The sequence below is a fragment of the Xenorhabdus siamensis genome, from assembly GCF_037996745.1.
Taxonomy (GTDB): Bacteria; Pseudomonadota; Gammaproteobacteria; order Enterobacterales; family Enterobacteriaceae; genus Xenorhabdus; species Xenorhabdus indica.
Map to the genome: position 1 here is coordinate 87,145 of NZ_JBBMXE010000009.1, position 25,138 is coordinate 112,282.

Here is a 25,138-nt window from a genome sequence, read left to right on the forward strand (position 1 = left end):
TATTCTGGGTGAGATATGGCTAAAGTTGATGTGGTTTGTCGTTACTGTCATAAAACAGACGAGGTTAAAGGGCATGGAAAAGGGCGTACTGGGCACCCCCGCTATCACTGTTATGCTTGCCGTAAAACCTTCCAACTGAACTATACCTACCAAGCCTGCCACCCCGGCATGAAAGAACGAATTATTGATATGTCCATGAATAACGCTGGTGTCAGGGACACGGCTCGGGTTCTGAAAGTCGGTATTAACACGGTCATTCGCACATTAAAAAACTCACGCCAAGACAAGTAACTACGCTGCCGCTTTCGGGCAGTGAAATTCATATTGTCTGTGAAATAGACGAGCAGTGGTCATTTGTCGGTAATAAAAGAAATCAGCGCTGGCTCTGGTATGCGTGGGAGCCGAATAGGAAACGGGTAGTGGCACATGTGTTTGGGGATCGCAGCAGGAAGACGTTGAAAAAGCTGCTGGCACTCCTATCTCCTTTTACTATCCGGTTTTACTGTACAGATGATTATGCCGTTTACGATTACCTGCCTAAGAAAAAACACCTCACGGGAAAGAAATTTACCCAACGTATCGAGAGAACGAATCTTACGCTTCGTATCCGGATAAAGAGGTTGAATAGAAAGACAATAGGTTATTCCAAATCCGAAGAAATGCACGACAAAGTGATAGGTACGTTCATTGAGCGTGAATACTACATCTCATCACCGATCTAACCATTGGGAACATGACCGTTCTTTGGAGAATGGTCTTTTAGAGTTTTCAGAACTGGGGTTATTTAATGATCCGACTATTACAAACATGGATATTACGCAGGGACAGATTCGAAGCCGTCTTGATGAAAACCGTAAGTTATATAGCTCCATAACCGATAGTGTTGAACGCTATGGTGATCAGCTTGAAAGTGTATTGACTGAATTTAGTCCAAAATTCATTCAGGAACATTTTGAAGAAAAGAATGACTGGCGGTCACTTGATTTTTCAGTTTATCTTCAAGCAAAAAAAGATTGTCAAACACAAAATTTACGGTTTGAAACAGTTACTGCATCTACAGGTACTCTAGTTTGGCAACGGACAAAAAGCGAGACCAAAGCAGGGCGAAAAGATATCAACCTATTGGTTCAGGCTCCAGTATCTCAACAAGTTGTAGAGTTGGATTTTTCTTTCTTAGGTAATGACCTACAAGATAACCAAATAAAAATCACCCATAACCGAAGATTAAAAAAACAGCAAATTTGGTCAGTCAGTCGTGCTGGGGGTAAGAATTCCCGCATAAAGATTATGATTCCTTTTGATAGGCATCCAATCTTTTTTAGTTTGGAGTTGATTAATCGTGATAATAGAGCAGAAGAATACAAGTTTAGAATTCTAGTAATCGAGAAAAATAGTTTTTATCTTGATGAGATTAAAACTTACTATCGTATTGAACCCGGTAAGGAACAGATTACTCTTCAACTAGAAGAAAACCAATTACGCATTGCACAAAATGGTGACAGTATTTGTAGCTTGGAGAGTGATGAAGATGAGATTGATATCTATAAATGTGCACTAATCGATTTTGAAGCATTGGCAAACCAAAGTGAGATAATTAAATTTAAACTCATTTCTGGCGAAAATTATCTGACAATTAATGTTGAAGGCCCAGGTGCAGAAGAAAAAATAACGTTGCCATTACTTTTTGATCAAAGTCGTTTTAATAAGTTACTCAAAGAAGAAGGGAATGCTGAATATAATCGCTCCAAACGGCGAGTTATCTTTGATAATACTGAACATACAATAGTTGGTGTACGTTTACAGCTATTAGGAATGGAAGCCGAGATGGTGGATAACAGTCTGCTTTATGTTTCTGCTTCTGGTGAAGTATATGATGTGGATAAATTGCACACAATTAATGTGAATCTATATAATGCGTATAATGCTTTGTTTACTTACTATCGGCAACGCAAAACTCTACCAAGTTTAGTGGTATGGTCTGATGAATACTGTGGTTTAGTAACTGCCATTCTGGATGCATTTGAAACAGCATTAAGTGATATTAATCTAAACAAAGTACTTAATGATGATGAAAAATTCTTATTACGCTTAGGGATTCATTGTAACGAAGGTGATGAGCGTCTCTCTCCATTGCACCCGTTAGTATTGGCTTACCATCTACAATTAGTTGAAGAATGTGATGCCTCTTTTTCGGAATTACCTGACGTTACTCTTGATCGTTTAGTTGCTTCTGGATTAATGCCTTTTGTTTATCATAACGAGCATGAATTCGCTCAATTACAACCAATTAAAGATAATAGTTTTTGGATAGATGTCGTCCCCCAACGTCAAGTTAGTCACAGTTATGTTAAGCGTTTGGTGCGTGATAAGCTCAATGAATTCACCGAAGCATATTCCAGATTATTTAGTGGCATAGGTAATAGTGCTTTGATAATTAACGCTATTAATCAAGGTATTGCAAAAGAGCTATTTTTGGGGCTTGTTGATTACTTTAAACAGAATAAAGAAAACGTGATAGCTATTCACGTTAATTTTTACGATGAGCAGTTAATGCAAAATGATTTTGATCGTTTTGCAGAAATAGGATCCTATGATGATCTTAAAAATTGGCTGGGATTAAAGCGGGAAGATGCAGATCTGTTGATTGATTTAATTCGTAGTCGCCTTACTTTTAGTAAATTTACAATACCAGCAGATAATAGTGATCTAGTTTATGCTCATTTAGCATTTTTCAATAATAGTGTTTCTGTTGATTGCCGTTATATCAGTATGGATGAAGCATTAAGTGGTGTGCTTTGTAATGGTTTAATTTCTGGTGAAGGTGCGGAAACTTTGGGAGATGCTTATTTTACCGCATTTGGTTTGCGTCACGTTGATGTGCAACCATATTGGTCTTTGCGTATAGCCCGTTTATTAGGCATGTTATGGCAACCTGCTCGCCAAAGTAATACTCAACATTCGGGGTTAGGGATTGGGTTAGCTGTTAGTGCCAATTTCAAAGAATTACTTAACCGTTCTTATAATAGTTCTTTATGGACAACGGTTATTGATCCTAAAGTTACTCTTGATTTTTTCACTAGCCAAAAAGACGTGGTATTGATCCATTACTCAGATCAATATACCAGTTGCACTGGATATGATGCTGTTACTGTGACTAAACAAGTAGATCTTTTCCAGCGCTTAATCAGTATGGAAAGTAATGATAGGAAAGAATATAGAGTAGGTAATGATAGACTGCTTTCTGAGTTCAATGCTTTTAATGGTGAATGGTTGCTCAAAATGTTGCGTTCTACCGATAAAGAACGTAAAGAAAAACACGGAATTATTGGTGCTTATAAATTTGTTCAGGCGATGTTACGGCATTCAGATATTTGTTGGATCCCACTTTCTGTAGCTGAAATGATACGAGTATCCGGCAATATCGGTCTTAAGATGAGTGAAAGTGATTTTTCCCGTAATTTACAGGGATACCGTAAGGGTGCTATTTCTGATGATGTATTATTTGTCGGTTTTAAAGATGACAAACTCTATTTACTTCCTTTAGAAGTGAAAACAGGTAGTCGGCCAGATTATCGTTATGCAGGTCAACAAGCGAGTGAACTTAGACGCTATTTGCAAGAAGATTTGCTGGGTAAAGATACTATGGCTGCACGCCTTTATCGCGCTCTATTTGTTCGTCAAATCCTTATGCAGGTAGAGAAGCTGCGACTTTATCAAGCTCTGGATAGTAAGATGTTAGAACCATTGTTATCACGTAGAGAATGGTGGTTAACAGGAAGGTATAAACTGAGCCAATTGCGCAATTATGTTGATGGTATTGTGCTTGCCCATGTTGATAGTAATAGCTGTTTTGGGCCTTCATACCAGATAACAGAAAAACAAATTTTACAAATTGAATTGCCGTATGCTTTGCTTTCTTCTCTACTGGCAGCTGATTGTGTAGATAAACTAGACGAATTAGTAACTATCTGTAATGTTCCTAAGCATTTCATACTTACTATTTCTGTAGATAAAGAACAAATTGATGATACTGAATTAAGTGAAAAATCGGAGATTCAATCTGAAGTTGTTATTGAATCTGATAAAACTGTTGTTATTTCTACAACTGATACTTCTACCGTTGCTGCAACCACTGAAAATAAAATTCCACTACAGGTATTATTTGGTCATGAATCTTTAAGACAAATACCACTCTATTGGGAGCCGACAAATACCGCGAAATTTATGAATACTAATACCGGTATCATAGGTACGCCGGGTACGGGTAAAACTCAGTTTACTAAATCACTAGTTACTCAATTGGTGCGTAATCAGAATAATAATGTAAATAGGAAACCGATAGGTTTATTGATTTTTGATTATAAACCCGATTATGCAGATGATGAAGCTTTTCTGGTAGCGACAGAAGCAAAACAGTATCAGCTATCTTTATTGCCTTATAACCCATTATCTCTTTTTGGTGATATGCCTATGTTACCGAGACATACGGCAATTGCATTTTCAGAAACGATGGGGCGAGCATACAATTTAGGTGTAAAACAACGATTGAAACTCGTAACCTTGATTATGGAATGTTATGAGGCTGCCGGAATCCTCCCTGAGGATAATACTACATGGAATCTCGTTGCACCTACAATAGAGGATATTTGGCAACATTATCTATCTCAGGAAAGAGTAGAGGAGGATTCTCTATACGCCGCTCTTTATAATTTAACCGGATTTAAGATATTTGAAACAGATACTAATAAAATGGTTAGTTTGTATGATCTGATTGATGGGATAACAATTATAAAGTTGTCTGGTTATTCGGAAGAAATACAAAATTTGGTTGTGGCATTAACTTTAGATCTTTTTTATGTGCAGATGCAAAAGTGTGGTAAGCCAGTTATACAAGGTGATTATCGCCAGATAACTAAAATGATTTTGGTAGATGAAGCCGACAACTTTATGCGACATAATTTTTCTAGTTTACGTAAAATTCTAAAAGAAGGGCGTGAATATGGAGTTGGAGTTATTTTATCAACACAAGAGTTTACACACTTTAAAACTAACGAAAATAATTATTCCCCTTATATTTTAACTTGGGTTGTTCATCGTGTTTCTGAAATAAAAAACAGCGACATCAAGGTGTTGTTTAATATTGATGATAAAAGTGAACAAGAATCACTAATGGAACAAATACGGTGTCTTGAGAAGCATTTTAGTTTGTATATTGATGGAAATAAAAAAATCCAAAAAATGAGAGATAAGGCTTTTTGGGAGTTATAAATGAATATTACAGAAGCTATTGTTTAGGTTTTAAGGGATAGTGGGAAACCGCTATCTCACAAAGATGTATATGAAAAAATCATAAGCTCTTCTTACTACTCTTTTGGTGCTAAAGATCCTATATCTGTAGTCAGGGGGAGAATTAGAAAACGCTGCTATGGGATTAATTTTCCAAGTTCATCTCCCCAAAAATATTCATTGAGGTTAAAAATTTAGGACATCAATCTAAATCGTTATATAAAATAGGAAAATACCAAAAATTGGTTCAATGAAAAATGAAAGGATAAATAAAGATCAATTACCAGAGGAAGTTGTCCATAGAAAATATAAAGAACATCGAAATAATATTAAAAATGAACTATTGGATGCAATTAACTCCTCTGAACCTGCATTTTTTGATCGATTAGTAGTCAAGCTTCTATTAAAAATGGGATACAGATGGGATGAAACTTTTGCAGGAAAAGTTGTTGGAGGGACAGGAGGTGAAGGAATAGATGGTATTATAGGTGAGGGTAAATTAGGATTAGGTAAAATTTATCTTCAAGCTAAAAGATATAGTAATTAAAAGATATAGTAATAAAAAAGTGCCACCGAGTGAAATCCGAGAATTTATTGGAGCAATGGCTCAGAAAGGAGCACGTAAAGGTGTATTTTTTTCATCTTTAAGTTTTACTGAACAAGCTGTAATAAATGCAGAAAAAGCACAAGGTATGAGTATTACTTTAGTATATAGAGAGAAATTGTGTGAATTTCTAGTCCAATATGGTATGGGGGTTGCGAAAGTAAGATCATATGAACTATTATGAAATAGATAAAAATTTCTTTGAATGATAAGCAATAGGAGTCATTTATTAAATGGCTCCTATTATAGGAATTAAAATTTACTATATTTTATAAAGATTGAGCGAAATCTTTAAGATTACGATAATTCCTTAATGCAGAAATCCCATCTTCAACATGAGCAGCCCATACTTTGATGAAATCTTTTTGTTCGAGATTAGGGTATAGCATTTTAAGCACCAGCTCAGTGGCTTGCACAGTTTCCCCAAGCCAAGTAATTTTATCTAATACTAATGAGCCATCTAGTTTTTTATTATTCAGCTCCGCTGAATATCTAAAATCGCTTTCAACAGATCGGAAAAAAGCTAGTCTAGCAGAAATATTTGGTGTCAATCCAGTATAATTTTTGAGCTTTTTAAGTTGCTCTTCTGTTTGTCGATTTAGTTGCATTCTATTAGGGAGCATTAAACAGTCTCCTTAGTCAATTCCCAGAAATAGCCAGATTTCAGAGATGAAGATTTAGTTTTTGCATTAAAGACAATTTGATAGGTATGAGAAATATCATCCCGTAATTGATCAACAAAATAACGCTCGTCAACCTCAGTATCAGTGGATAATAGTACTACCTGATGGCTGGCATAAGGGAAATAATAATTAATCAAATTATCTCTATGTTTGGAATCCAAACGTCCTAATGGAGTATCAATAATGACAGGTAACTCTTGACCAGAAGTTTTAGCTAATGCTTCTAATATAGCAATTGCGTAAATTTGCTTTTCACCAGCAGAAAGTGATTTTCGATTAATTATCGACTGATTTTCATCAATTAATTCGACATCGAATGTTTCTGGGTTAATGTGTGCATGAAGTTGAAGATCTTCTTTACGAGCGAGCTTCTGATAAGCTTCCTCGAGGTTTTTTGTCAGTTTTTTAACACGCGCCTGAGTTAAAACTTCACTATATGTTTCTAGCAGTTTAATCGTTTCTTCAGCATGCTTAAGAGCACTTATAAGGCCATATTTATTTCGGGCAGAATCGTGTAATTTCTGTATTTGGCGAGCGCAATCTAATTGCTGCTGTTTACACTTCAGCGCTTCTTCTAATACAGTAATATATTTTTTACGAATATCATTACGTTCTTTATCTAACTCTCGTATTTTTTGGAAAATATCCATTAACTGTTCATTGTCAGGAGCTCGAGCGATATTAGCAGCAGATTGCTCTAATTGTTGTTCAATATTAGTCAGTTGAATCCGGTACTCATCAAATCGTTCCCAGGATTTTTGGCTATCCTGCTCAATCGACTGCTGTAGCATACCAACTTCACGATCTGAAATATCAAACAGTAACTCTCCTTTTGGTTTATTAGCCATATACTCATTTAGATTGTCAGTAATAGCCTCGGTAGCGATTTTGCTCGTTGTACTAGAACGAAGGGCAAGATCACTTTTTAGCATGTTGAGGAAATTACTAAGTTCTTTTTCAAAGCTTTTGGCCTGTTTAATCTCGGATTCCTGAGAAATTTTCTCAAGCAGAAGAGATAACGTCTTAGGTGCTAAAGCATATGGAAGTGTACCATCGAATTCATGGCGTAATGCTTTTTCAATTCGCTCTTTTTCTTTTATAAGCTCGTCAACTTTCTTTTGCTCTTGTTCTTTGGTTTGAGCAAAAGAACCACCTTGAGCACTTAATAATCCTTCATTTTGAATAATATTTCTTGTTAATAGATCAATTCGTGCTTTTAAGAAATCAGCCTCTTCCAAGTATGCTTCTGTTTTGCACATAATTTCCTTAGATTTTACTTCTAATTCAGAAAGATGCTGTTGTAGGTTTCCTTCAAGTTGAGTAGATTGCTGGCGCTTAATATAGATTATTAGGTCATTACGTAGCTTAGAGATTAAATCTAATCCAAGTAAGCGGCGCATTGCCGTACGCAGAATATTTCCTGATTCATCTTCAGCTAATTCAGCGATTTTTTCACCATCAAAGAAAAATAAATCTGCTACTCCATTGGGAATGAGTTCATTCAGAAAACCTTGACATTGTTCATAATTTAGCTCACTAAGAGTTTGCCCATCTTGTTGCAGCGATAGGAGATCTTTTTTTCCTCTTTTCCAACTACGTGTAACAGTGAACTCAGATTCTTTGCCTTCTTTATTATAGGTAAAAGTTAGCTCAATTGAGGCTTCTTCTGGGCGTTCAGATTGGCTATTGCCGTTATGGATTAATGCACTTAACTGTTCAATATATTCTTGTTGTTGAATGGTATGGTTAAAAGCTAAACGACCATATAAGGATAAGCGAATAGCGGATAAAATAGATGTTTTGCCCGCACCATTTAACCCACCAAATAGAACGATTGGGCGATCATGGATCTCATGCTGTCGTTTTCTCGGAGCTAGATCGATAGTATGTGTTCCACTAAATACCCGAAAATTACGCAGAACCAATTGCTTAATTAACATTCTCTTGTGCCTCACTGGAAAATACAAATTTTTCTTCAGCGTTAATTAGCCTGCGTTGTATTTCTTTAATTTCAGCTTCTATCTTCATGACTTCTTCAAGGTGAATATCACGTTCATTACGCTTTTGTAGTGCAGATTGCTTCTGCTTGATTTGTTCTAAACTACCCCAGTCCTGTTTTAAAATTGTGCCAATCTTATCAAAGATCCCTTGCCTGCGACTTAGTCCTTCCATTGATATCTCCAGTTCGATTAGCTTCATAACCATTTCTGGTTGTACATCGAATCCTTGAGTAATTTGGGCAAGCAATTCGGCATCACTAGAGTCAAATCTAGATTGATCATCAGTAATCCAGTTCAAATCATGTCCATAAACGGAACGATAAATATCGGGTAATGTATCGTTCCAGTCAGGTTCATTAGGATCTTTGAGCCATTCTTGACGTATAGCATGGAGCTCTGGCTCTGTGATTAAAGTTATCTGGCGTCCTTGTCGATTTAACTCTCGTTCTATCTCTAGTAATTGTTTGAGCCATGATTGTCGATATTTTAACCAATATGGACCAGGGACGTGTTTACGCTCTGCCGCAATGTCTTCCCCTTCCTTCGCATATTGATAACTGACCTTACCCGTACGGCGTTTGTAATTGCGATAAGTGTCTTTTTGTGCGGGATCAGTAGTTAGAGCGAGTAAATCGCGAAATTTTAGTAAGGGTAACATCCAGTCTTCCCCATTTTGGACAAGACTTTCCATTGCTTTATCTTTTGTAACGACAGTGCAAGTCCAGCAACCAAAACGAGAATTACCGCAAGAAGGAGTGCTGTCATCAATAACGAGAGGGCATTCTCCTTGATTTGATGAGTCCATGTAAAGAGTCCAAAGAGGACGATTATTGCCACCCCACGGGCTTTCCCATTCTTCTATATCATCTGGAGAATATTGATATGCACCACGCAGCAATTTCCAAACATCCTCAACATCCCATGTGTCAATAGGGGTATATATAAATGCATTAGCAAGGGTAGTGTGCCGAGCAAGACGAGACCCATCAATTCTGTGTTTTGCAATAACTTGAGCACGTGATGAACTTTCGCTGCTTCGTGAACCAAGAACAACGATAACCTCATCAAATTGGCTGACTTTATCGCGAATAAAGTTACTCACGGGATTGATTTTCATGCGTTCTGTGCACCAACGGAAGCTACGCGTAGGAGCGGGATAGCCCTTGCCTAACAGGTTGACCCAGAATGTTTCGTGTGTTTTAGGTATAACAGGGTGCTGAGTGATTGGAAGCCCGTCTCGCTTAGCTCCAGATTCAATCTGCAACATTGTTTTTTGGATTAAATCTACGACAACAGGAGTTTCAACCAGTGTGTCAGATGAGACAACGAAAACAGGTTTGTGGCGCATTTCTGGGGATAGTCCAAGTAGCGCAAGATAAGCCAATGTAATTACAGCTGAAGAGTCTTTTCCTCCACTGTAACCAATTACCCAAGGGCGTTTATCACTATAATAAATACGTTGTATTTCAGAAATATATTCTGCTAGTGGTCGACCAGCAAACATTTCCTGATTAATAAAATCTTCATAATCGCCCAAATCGTGGGTCTGAATTAATTTACTCATGAGACAACCATTTGAGCTTCAAGTTGCTGTTCTTCAGCAGTAAGGGGAATATCTAATGCAATTTTAAGAGCATTACAAGTGAGCTGAATAGCCATAGTGGTTTTACTCAATTTTCCGTGTGACATTGCTCTTTTTATCAGTTCGGGATTGCTTTTACGCCAATCGAATGTTTTCAGTTTGGCAAGTTTTTCTTGCCATTGATCAGGGTATTCTGCCAACAAATTGCGACCAAGAAGTCCCAGTGCATGAAGGCCAATACCGTGAGCGTGAACGTATTCTTGGCGTAATTGGGCGGGAGATACTTCTTTATTAGACGCCATTTTCCAATCAGGCATAGCATTATAAACCGCTTGCCAATATTGGGAAGCCAGTCGTTTGTTTTCTTTTATATCGCCATCTTTAGGATCTGTTCCAAGCAAAGCACGCGTAGCTTGTTTGATACTACTTAATGTAAATAATTTGTTTGAAAGCTTGCTTATGCTGGATTTTTCCAATTCAGTTAACCCAATAAATGGCCTGACAGACATCGCCAGATAGCGAGCTAATTCTGAACTAATATCCCGGTGGTCATAAAGTGTTGATAATGAAGGACTCGGCCTAATCGCGTATTTATTTAGATCGGCGAACATTTGTTGGCTGCGCTGTAAACCTTCATCAACAAAAAATAGTACGGGAATATTATCTTGCCCTAAATCTGGATTTTCTTTCAAAGCAGTTTCAATGGCTTTACGACGATGTTGACCATCATTAATCAAAATTTGTGCTTCCATAGGTACTTTTAGAATACCGAGATTATTGGAGCCATAAAATTCGGCGAATTCAACATTAATAGCAATAGATGCTGTTAATGCTGAAAAAACATAATCTTTTGGATTTTCAACCAAGTACCGTGCCATTTCTGGAATACGTGCTTTATTTAATACACGTTGTGCTCGGAGTTCAGGAGGAACTTCAGTTTCATCAAAACTGAAAATTTTGGGGATAAGTCTCATTGGACAAGTAGCGATATAAAAAGGGCGACCAGCTTGAATCCCGCGCACAGCAGGGAACGAGTAACAGTATGCAATATTGTCAATATTAGCCATTATCCCTTTTCCTAATAAGTAAATGCGTGATAATTTTACGTGTTATTTTAACGTAATAATGAGGGATTATATCATTTTTTTAACGTAATAACAGATTTAGATTTCTAAAATTAATTTATTAACATATCTTATATGTACCCAATAAACCTGAAGATACGTGATACTTAACTTGTATCACATTGATTTAAAATTATTATAGGAAGTAATTTGATATTCATTATTAGATGAAAGATCGTTATCTATTTAATAGAAATCGTAATAAGATCATGTGATACTAAAATCTCTTATCCGTATTTAGGTATATAAAATATTCTAAATGAATTAAAATTAGTTAATACTCTATTTATTATTGAATTGAGTATTATCCATAACAGTTATCTCAGTAAGTAATAATTTTCTTAAAAAGACAACGCCTGTATATCTTGTCTTTGATGAATAATGACGTGTGCAATAATAATATCTGAAGACTCGTAATAATCAATAGAATAAATTGTTTTATAACCATTTTGAGTATTACATTCACGATAGTCTATTACAACAAACTTCGCCAGTTCAGATGATATTTGGCAGCAGATTGTTGAAAAATTGAATTTTTTCTTAAACTCATCCAATGCTTTTCGAATGATTAGTCATGGTTTAAGTTCTTTTGCGCGCAAATATGATGTAATTTCACCCAAAGAATGTTTAGAAGTTTCCGTATACTTAATTAAAATATCAGGAATTTTTCCCAACCATTTATTATTTACAGATCTTCCAATAACTGTTCGCGTGAATATAGTTTTCTTGCATCTTTATCTTTTTGAGAAATTGCCAATAGTTTCAATAATGCAATTGCATTGTCTATTTTTTTTCTTTCCTAATATGATTCAATTACATAAGCTGGTAAGTCATTCTGAGTGACTAATATTGGTTCTGATAATTCTAGTGTTGCAGCATACTTTTTTATAAAGGAAATAGTTTCAATTTTCATTTAAATCTCCTGGTGAACATTTCCTGCTCGCGCCACTTAGAGTGACATTACGTTCAATAGTAGGTTTTAATTTAGTCTGTATAAAGACCATGGCCAATGTCTGTTTTTTGTTCTTACTTTGGAGAGCTTTAAGTTTCCCTAAATCCATTAAATTTATACATATAAAATAATTAATAGATTTAAGAAGTTGTAGATAACCATGCCCGCCGCCATAATTGCTGCCATTGGGCCATGGCTCTGTGCGCTCAACAATCCCACACCGAACGTATAAGCCGCTTTGTTCACTGGCCCGGTCCATATCAGTATTGCTTTGGCTGCCATAAAAGGCCAAGATGATCAAGACGTTTAATGGCGGGTACGGGTGTGGACATATTCACTTTCCGGCAAATAAAAATAATAGATCAAAATGGGCGATTACCGTCAATCCCACCGGTGTCATCAATGCAAAAAACCTGTGCAAGATCACACTATTCTTAAATCAGAAATACGGTGCGGAATGACGGACTTATAGTTACAAAGAAAATTAATTCTCTTCAAGTAATATATCTTTTGTACTCGATTTAAATTTATTGGAAATAGTCAATAAAAAACGCCTGCAAGCAATAAAATAAACATAATATTAATATAAAAAATAACATCACTGTATATTCATATAAAAAACATGAAATTAGAATGGTGATCTTATTTCAATAATATAGGTCAATAACATGATGAATGCGGAAAATAAAAAAGATCGTGAACTACATAAAGAATATACTGATACTAAGGAAAAACACAGTTTAATTAACTTCCCTGAAAATGTAAAACTAACGTATCGCCGTTTTACCAATTGGTCAGAAGAAATTTATGCAGAGAATATTCCATGCTGTATACCTGATTCTGAAAAAGATGTTATTTCTGTTGTCAATTGGGCCTGGAAACAAAATTATAAACTGAGAGTTGTGGGTGAATCACATAACTGGTCTCCCCTGATCATTCCACCGAAAGGTCAGAATAGCAACCGCATTATACTTATCGATCTCACACAACATTTTACACAAATAAGTATTAAGCACCTTCCTCAATATTCAATTGTTACCGCACAAACTGGCGTATTGATGGAGACACTTACAACAAAAATGGAAGAACAAGAAATAGGCTTTACAGCTATCCCTGCACCAGGTGATTTAACACTGGGGGGAGTACTGGCGATAGGAGGTCATGGAACAGGTATAAAAGCACTTAATGAAAAATCGCAGCCAGGTCACAGTTATGGTTCACTCAGCAACGCTATATTGTCTTTATCTGCTGTAGTGTGGGATGAAAAAAATGCACAATATGTCATTAAGCGTTTTAAACGAAATGATCCGAATTGTGCGCCTCTTCTTGTTCACTTAGGGTGTTCTCTGATTTTAAATGTCGAGCTTCAGGCAGGAAAAAACCAACGCCTTCGGTGTGAAAGTATTATTAATATTCCGGCAGCAGAATTATTTGCTCCCGTACAAGACGCAAAAAATAAAAGAACTTTCAGCCACTTTCTTGATAAAAGTGGTCGTGCTGAAGCCATTTTATTTCCATTTACAATTCATCCTTGGTTAAAAGTATGGAGTGTTTCACCTGAAAAACCCCTTTCCAGCGTCCAGGTTACACAACCGTACAATTATCCATTTTCCGATAATATTCCTATTCAGCTATCTGATTTAATCAAAAAGCTAACCCATGACCTCCCAAATATCACGCCGGCATTTGGGGCAGGCCAATATTTTATCATAGCAAGTTATTTTTTAACTGGGGGAGCCGACCTCTGGGGTTGGAGTAAAAACTTATTACACTATGTCAAGCCGACTACATTACGTGTTACTGCAAATGGTTACGCAATATTAACCCGTCGAGATAATATTCAGAAAGTCCTCAGTCTTTTTTACTCACAATGGAAAACGTTGATAAAAGAATATGAGAGAAATGGAAAATATCCTATCAACGGGCCAATCGAGATCCGTGTTTCAGGTTTGGATACACCTTCTGAAGTCGTACAAAAAGATGCTGTTGTGCCAAGTTTATCTGCGATACGCCCACGCCCGGATCATCCGGAATGGGAGGTCGCTATTTGGCTTGATGTTTTAACCCTGCCAGGAGCGAAATATGCCTCTGATTTTTATAACAAACTTGAACAATGGTTGTTTCAAGAGTTTGACGGTTCTTACGCATCTATTCGTGTCGAATGGAGTAAAGGCTGGGCATACAGTAAAAATGCAGCATGGGATGACGAAGATGTATTAACCAAGAAAATTCCGGCTTTGTTTACGGATGGATTACCCACTGATACTAACTGGCATTCAACTGTTAACACATTAAAAAAATTTGACCCCTATGGTTTGTTCAGATCACCATTATTAGAAAGGTTACTTTTCGGTAAATAAAAAATTACATTTAGTCAAGTAACACTAAATGTTATAGCCAGATTCTTTTCGTTGTTCAAGTTGTAGACTTTGTTCTACAACTTGTGTGATATAGGGAATCACTCCAACTAAATAAAATTAGATATTGAAATAATAACCAAATGATAAAGTAACAATATATAATTAATTATATGTATAAAGAGGTTAATTAAGTTATTTTAATTATCGGGAATTAAGGATAAAAAATAAATTTTTTCCTATTACAAACAGATTATTTAAACTTTTTTCCGCATTTGTGATAAATGTCACTGACAGATATATATAATAAACTACCTTAACGGTCATAATTTATATTATCAATATAATTACATTTAGTTAGCAATCTATCGTTCCAGATAACTTAGGTGAAATTGTGTTTACTGACCAACAAAAAATAATGATACCCCCAAACAAAATAAAATTGAATCATTAATAATAGGCTGTATTATATCTCGCTGTAAATGTTTACATTATGTTGCTTTTTTTTGTTTCATGTTTCAGTTGATAGACATTTTTTTAGAAGGTAATAATGAATAACAAAATGACAGCAGCCATTAAATCGATATTTAATGGGCTACCTGATATCCCACATGAAACCTATTTTCAAGAAGGTTTTTTCAGGGATCCGGCGAGAACTATTAATACAGATGACAGGTATTTTTTATCCCCTGCTGATGGGTTCGTTATTTATAGCGGAATAATAAACCCGGATGAGGCGATTACCGAAGTAAAAGGGAAAAAATATAGCATTCAGGATATCATTAGAGATAAACATTATGATAAGCGCTCACTTGTCATTGGTATCTTTATGACATGTTATGACGTACATATTAATAGAGTTCCCTATGATGGCATCCTTAGTTACTCGGAACATGAACCTCTAGAAACAAACAATCTACCAATGATCGATGTAGAGAATAATATTTTTTATAAAGAGAATATCGAGTTAGTTTATGACGATTATTTATCTCTGAATCAGCGAGTTGTCAATAAAGTCTATTCCCCTGGTATTAATAGAGAATACTATATGGTTCAGGTTGGTGATTATGATGTCGATACAATCACACCATTCCATATACAGCAACATAAACCAGTATATCAGGGTGATAGATTCTCAATGATTCGGTATGGTTCACAAGTCGACTTAGTGATTCCCGTTACTGATGATGATGAATTAACCTCATTAGTGACTGAAAAAGAACATGTCACGGGTGGCATGACTAAATTAGTCAGAATCAATGACAGCTCTCTATAAATAAACTCTCTATAAACGAATAATATAAACTAGATTTGAGGTTTTAAGATGTTAAAGAATTCTCCCAATATCATTTCTGATTTAAAAATGCCAGCCTTTTTATTGGCTCCTCCATTTTCATTAAATACCAACGTAAGAAATAATATTTGGATGGAGGAACTTGATGAATCCGCTATTACTGTTAACAGCAATGTCGCATTAAGACAGTTTTATAAGCTGTACAGCTTTATGTCATCACAATCATTGGTTTATTTGCTGCCATCTGACACTCATCAAGAGCTGCAAGATCAAGTATACGTTGCTAACTTGGGAATTATTGTTGGTGACGAAGATCCAACAGCAATAGTTGCCAATTTTGCATCAGAAATCAGAAGATCAGAAACACCTATTGGGGTGCGTTTCTTTGAATCATTAGGCTATAAAACTGAAGTTGCGCCTTACTTTTTTGAGGGTGAAGCTGAGTTAAAATATCTGCATGATAATGTATTGGTCGGCGGTTATGGAATCAGAAGTGACATCAGAACTTTCGACTGGATGGAAGAGAAATTCGGTCTTAAAATCGTGAAAGTTGAAGAAAGAGATCCTTATCTTTACCATCTGGATTGCAGTATCTTCTCTCTGGATAAAGAAAATACTCTCGTATATACCGATGGGTTCAGCAGTGACGAACTGAAAGAACTGGAAAAAGTTACCAACATTATCAGCATCAGTAAAGATATCGCTTACAGTGGGATCTGTAACTCTGTCAGAGTTAATCAGTATGTTCTCTGTTCATCCAATATTAACGACCTGAAAGCAGGTACGGAGGATTATATCTATGAAATGAACAAAAACCATGAATTGGAAAAAATTTGTTCCAAACTGGCATTAACGCCAAAACTATTCAACTTATCTGAATATATGAAGAGCGGTGCACTACTTTCCTGCATGGTTATGCATTTAAATAGATATTCTCACAAAATACAGGTAATATAATATTGTGATAAACAAAGCGATAATATTGATCACATCGTTTTCACTCATAGTTATTGAGTTAATTACAATATAAATAGTATCTTTGGTTTATATTATACTCGTGCTTATTGGGTTTTTAATCCATTATATATAGCACCATGATGACATTTAAAACCGCCTGTATTTTATAGGATATATATACCCTATGGATTTTAAATTGCAATTTGAAAGACAACGGGTATATTCCAGGGATGGAGTCGGCTGCCTTTTTATAGGATGGTAAGTTTTAACATGTTGCCTATACTAGTTAAATTGATAACTTAACAGTGATCAGTATATGAAATATATTACATTCCTTTACTCTTTTATACGGAAACAAAAAACAGCATTAGTGCTGGCTATTGTTTTTACTATAGTGGCAGCTTTAGCTGAGGTGGTATTTCCATTTCTTGTACAGGAATTAGTTAATACCTTGTTGAAGGACAAGTTGATTCTCTCCTTCTCATTTAATCAATTAATTGCTTCTCTAATTGGAGTATCATTATTAATTGTTATTAGTCACGCTATTATTATCTGGATGCAGACAATTAATGCGTCAGAACTGAGTTATAACATGAGGAAATCGCTGGTCGATTCTTTCCTCTCTTTTCCCTACCATATAACCAGAAAATTTCACTCAGCGAATCTGGCATTCAGAATAAAAAACGATACTTATCTCGTATCGGATAGGGTCAGAGATTTATATAGCGAATTTCTCTATGACACGCTATCTATAATTGGCCCATTTATTGCCATGGCTCTGATTGATATTAAATTAGCCATTTTGGCATTTATGATGGTTTGTCTGACTACCTTGATCAGCAAACCGATCACTAATCGAGTCGCAGTTTATGAAAGAATTCTCCAAATCTATAACTCACGATTAACCGGGGTGATACAAGAGTCTCTTTCTTGGATCAAATCTGTCAAAATTTTTAATTCTGAAGAGTCAGAAAAAAAGAGAATTAATGATGCCAATACTAAAGTAAAAAACGTCGAGAGGATCACAGGGTTATTTATGTCCTTATCTGTTCCGCTTGGCTTTTTTGCACAGTTAGCATCAACAATTGCCGTACTTTGGTATGGTGGCTTGTTATTGATGGATGGAACGATCAATCCCGGTAACTTTGTTGCTGCTTTTACCTACGAGCAATTAATGTCTGATTCGATTAAGAGATACAGCAATCACTTAAATAAATTTGCTTCACTCAAGTCGCTGTTAGACAGGATTTTCGAATTATTAGGTTCTTATAAGCCAACTCCCAAAAGACACAATAAATCAGCAGGCAATTACAGCCCTGATACTATTGATATCAACATCAATACGTTTTCCTATAACGACAGAGATACTTTGTTCAGAGATATGAACATCTCTATACAAAAAGGTGAACGTATCCTTATTGTTGGTGATAACGGTCAGGGTAAAAGTACGATATTTGATATTGTGACTGGTTTAACCCCATTAACTGACGGTTATGTTTCAATTTTTGGTGAAGTTCTGGATAACCCCGACAATCAGCGTTGGTTGCAAAAATTTGGTGTGATGTCACAACAGACTCAGATTATAAAGGGCACGTTATACGATAATCTGCACATCGCCAATACAGAATCAACCAGAGAAGATATGGTTTCTGCGTTAATTAAAGCGGGTGGCAGTGAACTATTAGGTAAACTGAAAGATGGTCTGGATTCACATATTGATGAAAAAGGCTCTTCTTTGTCAGGTGGTGAAAGGCAAGTTGTTGGTTTAGCGCGTCTGTACCTTAAGACGCCGGAAATACTGCTCTTTGATGAACCGACCACTTATCTGGATAATAGTAAAATAAATAACTTTGCAGAAGCACTGAATAATATCGTTCATGGTAAAACAGTACTCATGATAAGCCATGATCCACGTATCTTTAAACTTGCAGAGCGGGTTATCAAAGTCGACAAAGGGAGAATTGCCTTTGATGGTTCTCTTCAGGAATATATGGAACAACCAAGAACAAACTGATTTTTGATATTTGATTATTGACATAACTCAGTCCGCTTAATGATTTGATGATGAATCAGATCACAAGAGCCGGACTGAGTCCCCTTCAAGTGACATACGGTAAGTAATGATTAATGCACAATAAAAATACGAATCATCAACATTCCTTGATACACTACAAGCTATTTGAACAACAATAATCTCTACCCGATAGCTCTTACATGCAGGGTAATTATCTTTAAGGAATCTTATGTCTTTGTATCAAAATAATCAGGCCCTCACCGAACTTACTCTCGGAAAACCCACTTCCTATTGCGATACTTATGAACCATCATTATTACAAGCCGTTCCTCGTAGTATGAACCGTGAGCCGCTTGGATTGTTTCCCGATAACCTCCCATTTCACGGGGCTGATATCTGGACAATGTACGAGCTATCCTGGCTCAATTCACGGGGTGTTCCTCAAGTCGCCATTGGTCACGTTAGCCTGAATGCGGCCAGCGAAAATCTTATCGAATCCAAAAGTTTTAAACTTTATCTGAATAGTTTTAACCAAACCCGCTTTAGTGATTGGGATACAGTGCAAAAGACCCTGCAAAAAGATTTATCCGCTTGCGCTAAAGGTGATATTGACGTTGTTTTGCATCCTTTGCATGGCTTCAATCAGCAGCCAATTATCGATTTTGAAGGTAAATGTATTGATAATCAGGATATTGAAATTGATGATTATGAGTTCAATCGCGATTATCTTAACAATGCAGCAACCGGGCCTGTCGTTGAAGAAATTCTGGTCAGCCATTTACTGAAATCAAATTGTCTGATCACAAATCAACCTGATTGGGGTTCAGTACAAATTCGCTATAAAGGCCCAAAAATCGATCAGGAAAAATTATTACGTTATCTGGTTTCATTCCGTCATCACAATGAGTTTCATGAACAATGTGTTGAACGTATTTTCAACGACTTAATCGAATTGTGTAGCCCGGAAAAACTCACTGTTTATGCACGTTATACTCGTCGTGGTGGATTGGATATTAACCCATGGCGGAGTAACGACACATTTGTACCAACAACCGAAAGATTAGCCCGTCAGTAATTGAATGAGCACAGATAGCATTTATCCTAATGCCATCTAATTCCCTAACGGGCTGATTTAAGTGTTCAATTAGCACCCAACAGATTTCAGGGTAAAATCATTATTCAGGAAACCTCATTGGGGTATAAAGGAGCTCTTCTTGATTACATATGTCAGCCCGTTAGGGTCAATGGATTTACTCTCTCAGCTTGAAGTTGATACATTGAAACGCACCGCAAGCAGCGATCTATACCGTCTTTTCCGTAATTGTTCACTGGCCGTACTCAACTCCGGCAGTCAGACTGACAACGGTAAAGAATTACTGTCAAAGTATAAAGATTTTGATATTAACGTCTTGCGCAGAGAGCGAGGAGTCAAACTGGAGCTGGTTAATCCGCCAGAAGAAGCATTTGTTGATGGTAAGATCATTCGATCCTTACGAGCAAATTTATTCGCAGTATTGCGGGATATTCTGTTTGTTCACGCTCAACTTGTTGATGCCCAAAAAGCAGACTCTCTGAATCTGAAAAATGGTATACACATTACTAATACCGTTTTCTCTATTCTGCGCAATGCGAAAGCTCTGCCTCTTGCAGAAGATCCCAACATGATCGTTTGTTGGGGTGGGCATTCCATCAGTGAAAAAGAATACTCATATGCCCGCAAGGTAGGTAACGAATTAGGCTTACGCGAGCTGAATGTGTGTACTGGTTGTGGCGCGGGTGCAATGGAAGCACCGATGAAAGGGGCTGCTGTCGGACATGCGCAACAGCGTTATAAAAACAGCCGTTTCATCGGTATTACAGAGCCTTCAATTATCGCAGCCGAGCCACCCAATCCACTGGTTAATGAACTGATTATCATGCCGGATATCGAAAAACGGTTGGAAGCCTTCGTTCGTATCGCTCACGGCATTATTATCTTTCCGGGAGGCGTTGGAACAGCAGAAGAACTGCTTTATCTACTGGGGATTTTGATGCATCCTGAAAATCAGAATCAGGTATTACCTCTGGTATTAACAGGGCCAAAAGAAAGTACTGATTATTTTCATGTCCTGGATGAATTTATCGTCAATACACTGGGTGAACAGGCCCGTAATCACTATCGCATTATTATGGAAAACCCATCAGAAGTTGCCAAAGTGATGAAAACAGCCATGCCACAGGTTAAAGAAAGCCGTCGTTCAACCGGAGATGCTTATAGCTTTAACTGGTCAATAAAAATCTCTCACGATTTGCAGTTTCCGTTTGAACCCACTCATGAAAATATGGCAAATCAGAATTTACATCCAAATCAGTCAACTGAAAGACTAGTGGCTGCTCTGAGACGTGTATTTTCCGGTATTGTCGCAGGCAATGTGAAAGAGATCGGAATTCAAGCCATTGAAAAACGTGGGGTGTTCAAAATTCACGGTGATGCAGAAATTATGCGCCGAATGGATAATCTGTTGGAAAATTTTGTGAAACAAGATCGCATGAAACTTCCAGGTGGCACAGCTTATGAACCATGTTATAAGATCATCAGATAAACAATCCAATGAGGCAGTCGCCACGGAATAACACCACGGATGGAGTATATAGTTAGAGATCATGATACACCTTTTGATTGTAGATGCCCTGAATTTGATTCGACGTATCCATGCCGTGCAGGGAAGCCCTTGCATTGCCGCTTGTGAACATGCGTTGAAGCAATTAATTTCTCATTCTTCTCCGACCCATGCTGTAGCTGTATTTGATGAAGATGACAGACACCATAGCTGGCGCCACCAGCGACTGCCTAATTACAAGGCTGGACGTTCTGCTATGCCAGAAGACTTACGGCAAGAAATGCCACTGATTAAGCAAGCATTTGATATTCAAGGCGTCGCTTGCTGGCATGCTGAAGGGCATGAAGCGGACGATTTAGCTGCAACACTGGCAACCAAAGTTGCAGCTACAGGGCATCAGGTGACCATTGTTTCCACGGATAAAGGTTATTGCCAGCTACTATCACCCAACATCCAAATCCGTGACTACTTCCAGAAGCGTTGGCTGGATTTGCCTTTTGTACAACAGGAATTTGGCGTTTCTCCTGTTCAGCTTCCCGATTATTGGGGGCTGGTGGGTGTCAGTAGCAGCAAGATCCCAGGCGTTCAGGGGATTGGCCCAAAAACAGCCGTTGCATTGTTGCAACAAGCAGGCTCATTAGACAATTTATTCCAACATTTGGACGCTCAGCCAGAGAAATGGCGCAACAAATTAGCCTCTGACAAAGAAATGGCTTATATCTGCCGTGAAGTTGCTTCGCTAAAAACTAATTTATCGCTGAACGGTAATTTGCAACAACTTAGGCTGCCCCGTAATTAGGCTAATTCATATCTAAGTCAGAGATGACCAAATCACTCAACCAAAATAATTTGAAATTAACTTAATGTGTTCACTATTTAACTGGCCGGACTCATTCAACAAACCAATCCAGGATTTCATATAGTCATATTTTGCCTGGGAAAGCTCACGACGGGCAGTATAAAGTTGCTGCTCCGCATTCAATATATCCACGTTTACCCGCTGCCCCAATAAAACGCTTTTTTGCGTGGCTTGAACCTGCAATTCTGCCGCTTCCACCGCCACTTCATAAGCACGTATTCGCTTCTGACCATTGATGCATCCATTATAATAACGTCGCAGTGCATTCAGTATTTCCCCGGCTTGTGCATCCATTTCAAATTTGCTCTTGTTATAATTAGCCGCCGACTGGCGCACCAATGCTGATGTCGCATTGCCGTTATAAAGATTCATGGAAACACGCACTCCGACAGAATCTGTCCGGTATTTCTGATTAACACTGCTATCATTGCTGGATTTATTCTCACTATGAGAAGCGTATAACTCCAGTTTTGGCAGGAACCCTGATCGACTGCGTTCAATATCATGATACGCCACATCAATTTTCCGGCGGGCAACCGCTAATTGGGAATTCTGGCGTAATGCTATCTGCTCCCAATCGGCATAATGTTCAAATTCCAGCTTTATTGCTTTGAAGTGTTTAGCATCAGATAAACGTATGACAGGTACGTCTGTCGGTAACGGAATACCTACTAATAACTGCAAATCACGGATCGCAGCATCCAACTCATCCTGCACAGTTAACGCATCAGCCTGTACCTGACTATAACGAGCTTGAGTTTCCGCTACATCAGTACGGGTGCCTTCACCGGAAGCAAACAACTTTTGGTTAAGTTCCAGTTGCTTTTCATAAGCCATCCGCTGCTGAACAACCTGTGTCAGTTTGTCCTGCGCATGAGCGACAGCCACATAACTGTTCACCACTCTCACAACCAGTTGCTGGCTGTCAGCCCGAAAACGGGCATCACTCATCAACGCATAAACCTTACGGGTCTGATAACGTGCCCATGCTTCGGCATCGAATAATGGTTGGGTCAGGACCAGCGCACCGCTGTAGCTGTCGTACTGACGATCATAACGCTCTTTAGCCCCATTACTCCGCCACTCTGAAACATTGGTTTCCACTTTCTGCCAATTCTTCGGGGCATTCTGGTAGCTAATTGACAACTTGGGTAACAATTCTGCCCGACCAAGCGTTTTTTCTTCCTGTCCTGCTTCCAGTTCTTTGATCGCGGCCTGAAATGTTGGGTCATGTTGCAGTGCCAACACATAAGCTTCAGTCAAAGAAAGTGCTTTAGCCGGGCCAGAACACAACATTGTCAGCACAATGATCAAAAACAAGCTCATCAACAAGGAGAATCGTGCATAAGATTTCTCCGCTATTCGATGATTCCTGAACATGCCCATTACTCCTCAATCAGCGACGTAGATGCTCTGTCCACCAATGGCTTAAATAAATAGCTCAGCAATGAGCGTGACCCTGTTTTGACAAAAACTTCAACTGGCATACCCGGTTTGATATGTAGATCAGCAAGTTTTTCCATACCTTCTGGCGTAACCCTTACCCGGATTTGGTAATAAGATTCTCTGGTCACATCATCGACTAAACGATCGGCAGAAATGACCAATAGTTTTCCAGTCACTTTAGGTGTACTGTTCTGGTTCAATGCAGTAAACATCAGATCAACATCCTGCCCGATATCCACTTTATCAATCAGGTGCACCATCAAACGTGCCTCAATTTCCAACGCACTCTGATCAGGCAAGATTTCCATCAGTTTCTCCCCCGATGCCACAACGCCTCCCTGAGTAAACACTTTCAACCCCACAACGGTTCCCTCAACAGAGGCCGTAATAGAAGTGTGGGATAGATCAAACTGCGCTGTTTCCAGTTTATTTTTTAGCTCATTGGCCTGAACCTGAATATCTGCAAGCTGGCTGCGTACTTCACGTTGATAATCTGCCTGCCGTTGAATCATGCGCTGATGCGTTTCCTGTTGCTGTTTCTCAAGCTGTCCAATTCGCCCGGCCATCTCAGCCATACTGCCACTTAACTCAATTTGGTTACGTTGCAGTTCTAGATAACGGTTACGGGGAAAATAGCCTTCTTCCGTCAACGGACTCAGGTTAGTCATTTGTTCTTTAAGCGAAGCTTGCTGGCGCTGTTTATTTGCCATTGCTTCCCGCAGCCCTTTGATCTGGAAAATCAATCCTTCCTCTGCCTGCTGTATTCCCGCCAGATCACTTCTCAACATTTCCCGACGTGACATGAAAAGCTGTTTCTGCAACGCCAGAATATTGTCAGACCGTGGTTCTGAGCGCTGCGCCAGTAAATCAGGTGGAAAAACCAGCGTATCCAACTCCTGTTGTTCCGCCAGTAATCGCGCCTCAGTGGCCAATGTGGTATGTAACTGTTGTGTCAAAGAATCAATCTGAGCATTCACTTGAACTTGACTGAGCTGAACCAATACCTGGCCTGCACGGACATGCTCTCCTTCTGTCACCAGGATCTGCCTGATGATGCCATTAGTCGGGGACTGCACCGTTTTACGATTACCATCCACCACGACAATGCCAGAAGAAGCAACCCCTTTATCAAGCGGAGCAAATGCAGCCCAGATGAAAAATCCCAGTATGCCAATGCCGATAATCAACCAGCCTAGCCGCAGATAGTGATTTGCATTCAGCGGTAATAATCCTGGCTCATCATCTTGTGTACTCTTTATATCAGTCTGAACAATTTTGGTCTGATAGGACATCTTTACTCCCAGACAAGTTTTTCCCCGGCCAGTGGCTAAAACTATGTTGAAACCATACTGAAACTGTATTAATGCTATGAAAAAGATG

At 38.0% G+C, this 25,138-nt stretch carries 17 protein-coding genes and 2 pseudogenes; 11 read left to right on the top strand and 8 right to left on the bottom strand.

What is annotated here, in order from left to right; genetic code table 11:
• The first annotated feature begins 15 nt into the window (after positions 1–15).
• The 4 genes from AAC852_RS09560 (at position 16) to AAC852_RS09575 (ending at position 6,074) form a co-directional block, all read left to right on the top strand.
• Positions 16–722 (top strand): IS1 family transposase gene (locus AAC852_RS09560; RefSeq protein WP_340620646.1). Its coding sequence is split into 2 segments (ribosomal slippage): positions 16–265 and positions 265–722, totalling 708 coding nucleotides; the frame shifts between segments, so codons are not numbered across the junction.
• On the top strand, positions 688–5,268 hold the full coding sequence (gene dptH / locus AAC852_RS09565) for a DNA phosphorothioation-dependent restriction protein DptH (RefSeq protein WP_340620830.1): 4,581 nt from the start codon (positions 688–690) through the stop codon (positions 5,266–5,268). Before AAC852_RS09560 ends, dptH begins: the two co-directional genes overlap by 35 nt.
• 268 nt (positions 5,269–5,536) lie before the next feature.
• The gene (locus tag AAC852_RS09570; RefSeq protein ID WP_340620831.1) at positions 5,537–5,833 is read left to right on the top strand and encodes a restriction endonuclease; all 297 of its coding nucleotides are present in this window, start codon (positions 5,537–5,539) and stop codon (positions 5,831–5,833) included.
• Positions 5,834–5,852: 19 nt separating this feature from the next.
• Complete coding sequence (locus tag AAC852_RS09575; RefSeq protein ID WP_340620832.1) at positions 5,853–6,074, top strand: restriction endonuclease; 222 nt, start codon at positions 5,853–5,855, stop codon at positions 6,072–6,074.
• An 85-nt stretch (positions 6,075–6,159) separates the two neighbouring features.
• Here AAC852_RS09575 and dndE read toward each other — a convergent pair whose 3' ends face one another.
• The 6 genes and pseudogenes from dndE to AAC852_RS09605 all read right to left on the bottom strand — a co-directional run.
• On the bottom strand, positions 6,160–6,513 hold the full coding sequence (dndE, locus tag AAC852_RS09580; protein ID WP_340620833.1) for a DNA sulfur modification protein DndE: 354 nt from the start codon (positions 6,511–6,513) through the stop codon (positions 6,160–6,162).
• Complete coding sequence (dndD, locus tag AAC852_RS09585; protein WP_340620834.1) at positions 6,513–8,513, bottom strand: DNA sulfur modification protein DndD; 2,001 nt, start codon at positions 8,511–8,513, stop codon at positions 6,513–6,515. The genes dndE and dndD overlap by 1 nt, the downstream gene beginning before the upstream one ends.
• Complete coding sequence (gene dndC / locus AAC852_RS09590) at positions 8,503–10,137, bottom strand: DNA phosphorothioation system sulfurtransferase DndC (protein ID WP_340620835.1); 1,635 nt, start codon at positions 10,135–10,137, stop codon at positions 8,503–8,505. The genes dndD and dndC overlap by 11 nt, the downstream gene beginning before the upstream one ends.
• Complete coding sequence (gene dndB, locus AAC852_RS09595; RefSeq protein ID WP_340620836.1) at positions 10,134–11,222, bottom strand: DNA sulfur modification protein DndB; 1,089 nt, start codon at positions 11,220–11,222, stop codon at positions 10,134–10,136. Before dndB ends, dndC begins: the two co-directional genes overlap by 4 nt.
• Before the next feature lie 742 nt (positions 11,223–11,964).
• A pseudogene (locus AAC852_RS09600) lies at positions 11,965–12,192 on the bottom strand (type II toxin-antitoxin system Phd/YefM family antitoxin).
• 195 nt (positions 12,193–12,387) lie between these two features.
• Positions 12,388–12,502: pseudogene (locus AAC852_RS09605) on the bottom strand (hypothetical protein); the annotation flags it as partial.
• A 397-nt stretch (positions 12,503–12,899) separates the two neighbouring features.
• Here AAC852_RS09605 and AAC852_RS09610 point away from each other — a divergent pair.
• From AAC852_RS09610 to xni, 7 genes are all read left to right on the top strand, one after another.
• A complete protein-coding gene (locus AAC852_RS09610; RefSeq protein ID WP_340620837.1) occupies positions 12,900–14,591 on the top strand; it encodes a cholesterol oxidase substrate-binding domain-containing protein in 1,692 nt (563 codons plus the stop codon).
• 547 nt (positions 14,592–15,138) lie between these two features.
• Positions 15,139–15,864, top strand: coding sequence for a phosphatidylserine decarboxylase (locus tag AAC852_RS09615; protein ID WP_340620838.1), 726 nt, complete (start codon positions 15,139–15,141; stop codon positions 15,862–15,864).
• Positions 15,865–15,912: 48 nt separating this feature from the next.
• Positions 15,913–16,839 carry a dimethylarginine dimethylaminohydrolase family protein gene (locus AAC852_RS09620; protein WP_340620839.1) on the top strand — a complete coding sequence of 309 codons (927 nt, stop codon included), beginning with the start codon at positions 15,913–15,915 and terminating at the stop codon, positions 16,837–16,839.
• 316 nt (positions 16,840–17,155) lie between these two features.
• Positions 17,156–18,853: an ABC transporter ATP-binding protein gene (locus AAC852_RS09625; RefSeq protein WP_340620840.1), complete on the top strand. Its 1,698-nt coding sequence runs from the start codon at positions 17,156–17,158 to the stop codon at positions 18,851–18,853.
• Positions 18,854–19,082: 229 nt separating this feature from the next.
• On the top strand, positions 19,083–19,928 hold the full coding sequence (gene queF / locus AAC852_RS09630) for an NADPH-dependent 7-cyano-7-deazaguanine reductase QueF (RefSeq protein ID WP_340620841.1): 846 nt from the start codon (positions 19,083–19,085) through the stop codon (positions 19,926–19,928).
• Between the two features lie 139 nt (positions 19,929–20,067).
• Positions 20,068–21,435, top strand: coding sequence for a nucleotide 5'-monophosphate nucleosidase PpnN (gene ppnN / locus AAC852_RS09635; RefSeq protein WP_340620842.1), 1,368 nt, complete (start codon positions 20,068–20,070; stop codon positions 21,433–21,435).
• A gap of 58 nt (positions 21,436–21,493) precedes the next feature.
• On the top strand, positions 21,494–22,252 hold the full coding sequence (gene xni / locus AAC852_RS09640) for a flap endonuclease Xni (RefSeq protein ID WP_340620960.1): 759 nt from the start codon (positions 21,494–21,496) through the stop codon (positions 22,250–22,252).
• A 36-nt stretch (positions 22,253–22,288) separates the two neighbouring features.
• Here the strand turns inward: xni and AAC852_RS09645 are convergent, their stop codons facing one another.
• Both AAC852_RS09645 and AAC852_RS09650 read right to left on the bottom strand, forming a co-directional pair.
• The gene (locus AAC852_RS09645) at positions 22,289–23,692 is read right to left on the bottom strand and encodes a TolC family outer membrane protein (protein ID WP_340620843.1); all 1,404 of its coding nucleotides are present in this window, start codon (positions 23,690–23,692) and stop codon (positions 22,289–22,291) included.
• Positions 23,693–23,697: 5 nt separating this feature from the next.
• Complete coding sequence (locus tag AAC852_RS09650; protein WP_340620844.1) at positions 23,698–25,050, bottom strand: HlyD family type I secretion periplasmic adaptor subunit; 1,353 nt, start codon at positions 25,048–25,050, stop codon at positions 23,698–23,700.
• Positions 25,051–25,138 lie beyond the last annotated feature (88 nt).

Excerpts from the sequence above, each read along its gene's own strand:
- AAC852_RS09570 (WP_340620831.1), top strand. The coding sequence starts at position 5,537 with ATGAAAAATGAAAGGATAAATAAAGATCAATTACCAGAGGAAGTTGTC.
- dndE (WP_340620833.1), bottom strand. The coding sequence starts at position 6,513 with ATGCTCCCTAATAGAATGCAACTAAATCGACAAACAGAAGAGCAACTT.
- dndD (WP_340620834.1), bottom strand. The coding sequence starts at position 8,513 with ATGTTAATTAAGCAATTGGTTCTGCGTAATTTTCGGGTATTTAGTGGA.
- dndC (WP_340620835.1), bottom strand. The coding sequence starts at position 10,137 with ATGAGTAAATTAATTCAGACCCACGATTTGGGCGATTATGAAGATTTT.
- dndB (WP_340620836.1), bottom strand. The coding sequence starts at position 11,222 with ATGGCTAATATTGACAATATTGCATACTGTTACTCGTTCCCTGCTGTG.
- AAC852_RS09610 (WP_340620837.1), top strand. The coding sequence starts at position 12,900 with ATGATGAATGCGGAAAATAAAAAAGATCGTGAACTACATAAAGAATAT.
- AAC852_RS09615 (WP_340620838.1), top strand. The coding sequence starts at position 15,139 with ATGAATAACAAAATGACAGCAGCCATTAAATCGATATTTAATGGGCTA.
- AAC852_RS09620 (WP_340620839.1), top strand. The coding sequence starts at position 15,913 with ATGTTAAAGAATTCTCCCAATATCATTTCTGATTTAAAAATGCCAGCC.
- AAC852_RS09625 (WP_340620840.1), top strand. The coding sequence starts at position 17,156 with ATGAAATATATTACATTCCTTTACTCTTTTATACGGAAACAAAAAACA.
- queF (WP_340620841.1), top strand. The coding sequence starts at position 19,083 with ATGTCTTTGTATCAAAATAATCAGGCCCTCACCGAACTTACTCTCGGA.
- AAC852_RS09645 (WP_340620843.1), bottom strand. The coding sequence starts at position 23,692 with ATGTTCAGGAATCATCGAATAGCGGAGAAATCTTATGCACGATTCTCC.
- AAC852_RS09650 (WP_340620844.1), bottom strand. The coding sequence starts at position 25,050 with ATGTCCTATCAGACCAAAATTGTTCAGACTGATATAAAGAGTACACAA.